At 71.5% G+C, this 6678-nt stretch carries 5 protein-coding genes; all 5 read right to left on the minus strand.

From position 1 onward, the window contains the following. Nucleotides 1–55: 55 nt before the first annotated feature. Nucleotides 56–772 carry an ABC transporter ATP-binding protein gene (locus ACWEO5_RS37590; RefSeq protein WP_344551841.1) on the minus strand — a complete coding sequence of 239 codons (717 nt, stop codon included), beginning with the start codon at nucleotides 770–772 and terminating at the stop codon, nucleotides 56–58. Continuing rightward, the gene (locus tag ACWEO5_RS37595; protein WP_344551943.1) at nucleotides 769–1530 is read right to left on the minus strand and encodes an ABC transporter ATP-binding protein; all 762 of its coding nucleotides are present in this window, start codon (nucleotides 1528–1530) and stop codon (nucleotides 769–771) included. Before ACWEO5_RS37595 ends, ACWEO5_RS37590 begins: the two co-directional genes overlap by 4 nt. Before the next feature lie 80 nt (nucleotides 1531–1610). Then, nucleotides 1611–3575, minus strand: a complete 1965-nt coding sequence (locus ACWEO5_RS37600; protein ID WP_452166574.1) for a branched-chain amino acid ABC transporter permease — start codon at nucleotides 3573–3575, stop codon at nucleotides 1611–1613. A gap of 5 nt (nucleotides 3576–3580) precedes the next feature. Further along, a complete protein-coding gene (locus tag ACWEO5_RS37605) occupies nucleotides 3581–4510 on the minus strand; it encodes a branched-chain amino acid ABC transporter permease (protein WP_344551843.1) in 930 nt (309 codons plus the stop codon). 94 nt (nucleotides 4511–4604) lie between these two features. Further along, a complete protein-coding gene (locus tag ACWEO5_RS37610) occupies nucleotides 4605–5855 on the minus strand; it encodes a branched-chain amino acid ABC transporter substrate-binding protein (protein ID WP_452166575.1) in 1251 nt (416 codons plus the stop codon). Between the last annotated feature and the right edge of the window lie 823 nt (nucleotides 5856–6678).

Genomic DNA, 6678 nt, shown 5'->3' on the forward strand with positions numbered 1-6678 from the left:
GAGCGCCCCCGCCCGGACCGCTCCGGGCGGGGGCGCTCGCGCGCGGGCGGCGCGGTCAGTCCTCGCCGAGGTACTGCCGGCGCACCGACTCGTCGCGCAGCAGGTCCGCGCCGGTGCCGGAGAGCGTGATCCGGCCGGTGGTCATCACGTACGCCCGGTCCGAGAGCGACAGCGCGGCCTGCGCGTTCTGCTCCACCAGCAGGATGGTGGTGCCCGCCGCCCGCAGCTCCACGATGGTCGCCATGATCTTCTGCATCATCAGCGGCGACAGGCCCATCGACGGCTCGTCCAGCATCAGCAGCTTGGGCCGGGACATCAGCGCCCGCCCCATCGCCAGCATCTGCTGCTCGCCGCCGGACAGCGTGCCCGCGGCCTGCTTGCGGCGCTCGGCGAGGATCGGGAACAGCGTGCAGGCCCGCTCCACGTCCTCGGCGATGCCCGCCGCGTCGCGCCGCAGGAAGGCGCCCAGCAGCAGGTTCTCCTCGATGGTCATCCGCGGGAAGATGTGCCGTCCCTCGGGGGAGTGCGCCAGGCCCAGGGCGACGATCCGGTGCGCGGGCACCGTGTCGATCGCCTGCCCGTCGAACAGTACCTTGCCCGCGGTGGGCCGCAGCAGCCCGGACAGGGTGCGCAGGGTGGTGGTCTTGCCGGCCCCGTTGGTGCCGATCAGGGTGGTGACCCCGCCCTGTTCGACGGTGAACGAGATGCCCTTGACGGCCTCGATCTTGCCGTAGGCGACACGGAGGTCCTCGACCTCCAGCAGAGCGGTCACTGGCCGTCCTCCTGAGCTGCGGTGGTTCCTTCGAGCGGGGCCCCCAGGTAGGCGGTGACGACCCGTTCGTCGTTCTGGACGGTCTCCCGGTCGCCCTCGACGATCTTGCGGCCCTGCACCAGCACGGCGGTGCGGTCGCACAGGTTGAAGATGAACTTCATGTCGTGCTCGATCACCAGCACCGCGGTGCCCAGGTCCCGGATCGCGAAGACCAGTTCCTCGGCGGCCCGGGTCTCCTGCGGGTTCATGCCCGCCGTGGGCTCGTCCAGCAGCAGCAGGCCGGGGTCGGAGGCCAGCGCCCGGGCGATCTCCAGCTTCCGCTGCTCGCCGTACGGCAGGTTGCGGGCCAGGTGGTCGGCCTTCGCGCCGAGGCCGCAGAACTCCAGCAGCTCCCGGGCCCGTTCCCGGCCCTCCGCCTCGGCCCGCCGGTAGCCCGGGCCGCGCAGGATCGCCGAGAACAGCCCCTCCTTGGTGCGGGTGTGCCGGCCCACCAGGACGTTCTCCAGCGCCGTCATGTTGGCGAACAGCCGGATGTTCTGGAAGGTCCGGGCGATCCCGGCCTGCGTCACCAGGTGCGGTTTCGGCGGCAGCACCCGGCCCTTGTACTTCACGGTGCCCTCGGTCGGGACGTACAGCCCGGTCAGGCAGTTGAAGAAGGTCGTCTTCCCGGCGCCGTTCGGGCCGATCAGGCCGACGATCTCGCCCTGGCGGACCGTCAGGTCCACGTCGTTCACGGCCGTCAGGCCGCCGAAGCGCATCACCACGCCGGCGGCCTCCAGCACGGGGGCGGCGAGCGGCTCGGGGGTCGGAACGGTCTCGGTCTCGGTGCTCACGGTGCTCACGCCCCCGCCTTGGTCGGTACGTCGTCGGCCGGGGCGGCCTGCGCGGGCAGCTGCACCTCGTGGAACTCCAACTGCTGCCGGCGGCCCGCGATCAGGCCCTCCGGCCGGAAGCGCATCAGCAGGATCAGCGCCAGGCCGAACGCCAGCAGCTGGTAGGACTGCAGGAACTCCAGCTTCGCCGGGATCAGGAACAGCAGCGCTGCGCCCACCAGCGGGCCGCTGATGGTGCCCATGCCGCCGAGGATCACCGCGGCCAGCAGGAACGCCGAGTTCGGCGGCGTCGGCCCGGTGAACAGGTACTGGTCGGGCGAGACCGCGCCCGACACGTGCGCCTGCACCGCGCCGGCCAGGCCCGCCAGGGTCGCGCCCAGCGCGAAGGCGATCAGCTTCACCCGGAAGCCGTTGATGCCCATCGCCTCGGCCGCCGTCTCGTCCTCCCGGATCGCCACCCAGGCCCGGCCGATCCGGGAGTTGGCGACCCGCGCGAACACCGTCACCACGACCGCGGTGGCCACCAGCATCAGCAGCAGGTAGTTGCCGTTCTTGCCCAGGTGCAGGGCCCCGAAGTCGTGCGCCTCGCCGAAGTCGAAGCCGAACAGGCTGACGTCCGGGATCGCCGCGATGCCGTTCGGGCCGTTGGTCAGGCTCGGGCCCGACCTGCCGTCCAGGTTGTTCATCGCGATCCGGAAGATCTCGCCGAAGCCCAGCGTCACGATCGCCAGGTAGTCGCCGCGCAGCCGCAGCGTCGGCGCGCCGATCACCACGCCGAACACCAGCGCCGCCAGCGCGCCGATCAGCACCGCGACCGGGAACGGCAGGTGCAGGTCCCGGAAGACCGAGAACTTCGACCCCGAGACCAGCGCCGCCGCGTACGCGCCCACGCCCAGGAAGGCCACGTAGCCGAGGTCCAGCAGGCCCGCCAGGCCGACCACCACGTTCAGGCCGAGCGCGACCGTCGCGAAGATCAGGATGTTGGTGCCGATCAGCACGTACGTCTCGCTGCTCTGGGTGAACGGGAACGCGCCCGCCGCGGCGAACGCCGCGCCCGTGGTCACCGCCCGGTGCCGGGAGGTCAGTTCGCGCAGCCGGCCCACCGCGCCGGACGCCAACAGCGCCGCGGTGCCGAAGCCGGTCAGCAGCAGGAAGCCGATGAACAGCTCGCCGTACTCGGTGGAGATGCCGAACTCGACCACGCCCAGGCCCACCGCGAACACCGCGGTCACCAGCAGGATCTCCGCCCAGCCGGGCAGCGGGCGGGCGGCGGGCAGCGGGCGCTCGATCCGGCCGATCCGCAGCCACCCGTCCAGCAGCCGCCACAGCCGCAGCGCCGCGATCGCGGCCGGCAGGGCCACGAAGAACCACAGGTTCCCGGTGAACAGCGGCCGGATGCCGGGCGGCACCGCGTGCAGCGCCCAGCCCTGGCCCAGGCCCTGCCGCAGCACCGCGGAGACGACCAGGACCGCGTACAGGCCCCAGTGCAGCTCGGCGTGGCGGACGGTGCGCCGGCGGTCCAGCGGCAGGCCCAGCGCGCCCAGCACGGCCAGCAGCGAGCCGACCGCGGCCAGCCAGCCGCCCGGGTCCAGGTTGACCAGGCCGTCCAGCTCGACGGCGATCGAGCCCGCCGCGTACCAGCACACCGCGAGGGTGCCGAGCGCGGCGAACAGCACGCCGTTCGCGCTGCCGGACGGGTTCAGCCAGCGCAGGCCCTTCAGCCCGCGGTGGGCCAGCGCCAGCAGCGCGGTCAGCACGCCGCCGGCCAGCGCCAGCCACTGCAGGCCGGCCGGGGAGCCGTAGTACGTCAGGTCGCCGGGGAAGTCCGGCGTCCAGGTCCAGGACATCGCCGCGGAGGCGGCGGCCAGCACCCCGCCGCCGACCGCCGCGACCGGCGCGAGGTGCGCGGGCAGCGGCAGGACCGGGGAGGTCTCGTGGGTGGTGCTCTCGTGGGTCGTCGTCTCGGTCATCGCGCTCACACCCGATCCGCGACGCGCTCGCCGAGCAGGCCCTGCGGCCGCACCAGCAGGACGACGATCAGCAGCACGAACGCCCACACGTTGGCCCAGGCGCCGCCGCCGAGCTGGTGCATGCCCGGGACGTCCTGCACGTAGGCGGTGGCCATCGACTCGGCGACGCCCAGCACCAGGCCGCCCAGCATCGCGCCGTAGATGTTGCCGATGCCGCCCAGCACGGCCGCGGTGAACGCCTTCAGACCGGCCAGGAAGCCCATCGCGAAGTCGACCTGGCCGTACCGCAGCCCGTGCGCGACCGCCGCGACGGCGGCGAAGGCCGCGCCCAGCGCGAACGCGACCACGATGATCCGGTCGGTGTCGATGCCCATCAGCTTCGCGGTGTCCGGGTCCTGCGCGGTGGCCTGCATGGCCCGGCCGGTGCGGGTGAGCCGCACGAAGCCGGCCAGCACCAGCATGCACAGCGGCGCCGCCACCAGCAGGAACAGGTCGTTGCGCTGCAGGTGGAAGGAGCCCAGGCCGATCGGGTCGCCGCCGAACTGCGGGAAGGACAGCGCCTTCTTGCCGTCCGGGTAGAACGCCCACACCACCTGCTGCAGCGCGATCGACAGGCCGATCGCGGTGATCAGCGGCGCCAGCCGGGGCGCGGTGCGCAGCGGCCGGTAGGCGAAGCGCTCGGCGGCGGTGGCGGTGAGCACGGAGGCGATCACACCGCCGAGGATCATCACCGGCAGCGCCAGCCAGAGGGAGGTGCCGTGCGGCAGCGCCGCGTAGGCGGTCAGCGCGCCGAAGCCGCCGACCATGAAGATCTCGCCGTGGGCGAAGTTGATGAGCTGGACGATGCCGTAGACCATCGTGTAACCGATGGCGATCAGGCCGTACATCAGGCCGAGCATCAGTCCGTTGGCCAGGTTTTGCGGCAGTTCGTGCACCGCGGGCCTCCGTGGATAGGGGGGTACGAGAAGGCGGAGGGCACTTGTGGTGCCCTCCGCCACACGGCTGTCTTGCGGGGAGGTGCGGTGCGGATCAGCCGCTGTACGTACCGCTCTTGACCTTCTTCCAGGCGCCGCCCTGGACGCTGTACACGGTCAGCTGCTTGTTGGTGGTGTCGCCGTACTCGTCGAAGGCGACCGGGCCGGTGACGCCGGTGAACTTCACCTTGCCGAGCTCGGCCAGCACCTGGGTGCGCAGGTCGGACGGCACCTTGCCGCCGTTGTGCTCGACCGCGGCCTTGACCGCCTCGATGATCGACCAGGCGGCGTCGTACGAGTAGCCGCCGTACGCCGCGTACGGCTCCGGGTACTTGGCCGCGGTGTAGTTGGCGACGAACTCCTTGGCGGTGTCCAGCTCCTCGACCGGGACGCCCACCGAGGTGGCCAGGTCGCCCTCGCCGTTGCCGTTGGCGAGCTTGACGAACTCCGGGTCGTAGATGCCGTCGCCGCCGAACAGCGGGACCTTGGCGCCGCCCTTCTTCAGCTGGTCGCTGAGCGGGCCGGCGTCCGGGTACTCGCCGCCGTAGTACACCGAGTCGGCGCCCGCCGAGGCGACCTTGGTGGCGATGGCGGAGAAGTCCTTGTCGCCCGGGTTGATGTGGTCGGTGCCGACCACGGTGCCGCCGAGCTTCTTGAACTCGTCCGCGAAGATGGCGGCCAGGCCCGCGCCGTAGGTCTTCTTGTCGTCGACGACGTAGACCTTGGTCTTCTTGGCGTCGTTGTACAGGTACTGGGCGGCGAACTTGCCCTGCACCACGTCGGTGGTGGCGGTGCGGAAGTACGACTGGTACTGGCGGGTGAACTTGCCGCTGCCCCAGTCCGGGCCCAGCGACAGGTCGGGGCTGGTGTTGGCGGGCGAGACCTGGGCCAGCTTGGCGTCGTCGAAGACCTTCTGCATGGTCAGCGAGACGCTGGAGTTGAGCGGGCCGACCACGCCGACCACGTCCTTGCTGTCGACCAGCGCGGTGGCGTTCTGCTTGCCGGTGGTCGGGTTGGCCTGGTCGTCCTTGGCCTCGATGGCGAAGGTCACGCCGGGGACGTAGTTCTTCGCGTTGGCCTGCTTGGCCGCGAGGTCCACCGAGTTCTTGATGCCCAGGCCCAGCGCGGACAGGCTGCCGCTGGTCGGCGCGTCGATGCCGATCACCACCTTGACGCTGCCCCCCTTGCCGCCGCTGCTCGCGTTGTCCGCGCCGGAGTCGGACTTGCCGCCCCGCGAACCGCAGGCGGACAGGGTGAGCGCCCCCGCCACGGCAATGGTCACGACAAGAAGTGAGCTCTTTCGCACGACGAGGGTCTCCTTCTGGATCTGGAGGACACGCGCACAGGGCAGGCGGTGCCGGGTCGCGGCGGCCGACCCGGGAACCGGACGGCGCGGTGACTGGGCGTGACTCTAGACCGCCCGTGCCGACTCGGGCAGTGGGACGGGGGAGGCTGTGATTCTCTTGTTATGACCACGGCGGATGTTGATCTCACATCATGGTCCAAAACCCCAGGTGGATCACCGGGTTCCGGGATCCGTCCCGAGTAGTGGATCTCCCTCCTGCTCAACTCCCAGGTCACACAAGGGTTCACCGATTATCGGACAGGTTTGTCCGGGGATCGTGGGCTGGTCACGTGCGTCCGATAATCGGACACGGGATGGTTCGGGTGCGGTACTGCGGGGACGTCCCGGAGGGGGTGGCGGCCGGCGGTCCGGCGCATGGTCCTCATTGCACGCGTGTTACGCAGCGTTACATCGAGGAAAGGGAGGGGCCCGCCCGTCGGCACCCCGGGCCGCTCAGCGTAGGCCGCGGCCCGCCGCGGCGGCAGGGGTGGACCAGGGAGCGGCAAGAAACTTGCCGGCGGGCGCTCCTGACGCCCGCTCGGCCCCGGCCCGGCCCGGGGTGGTTCGCGCTCTGCGGACACGGCGACGCCCCCTCGTTCCAGCCGAGACTGCCCCTGGCGGGGCACGGCCAAACCACGAGGGGGCGCGTGGGGACGAGCAGGCGCCCGCGCGGGGCGGGAGACGCGCGTCTAGTGCCGCGTCAGGCGACCTTCGCCCGTCGCGACGCCCGGCACGCACTCTCGCCGCACCGGCCGAAAACCCAAGTACATCCAGTACGAGGGCT

It is taken from the genome of Kitasatospora sp. NPDC004272 (genome assembly GCF_053603035.1).

Bases quoted from the DNA above. Each gene is read 5' to 3' on its own strand.
- ACWEO5_RS37595 (WP_344551943.1), bottom strand. From the start codon at position 1,530: ATGCGCTTCGGCGGCCTGACGGCCGTGAACGACGTGGACCTGACGGTC.
- ACWEO5_RS37600 (WP_452166574.1), bottom strand. From the start codon at position 3,575: ATGACCGAGACGACGACCCACGAGAGCACCACCCACGAGACCTCCCCG.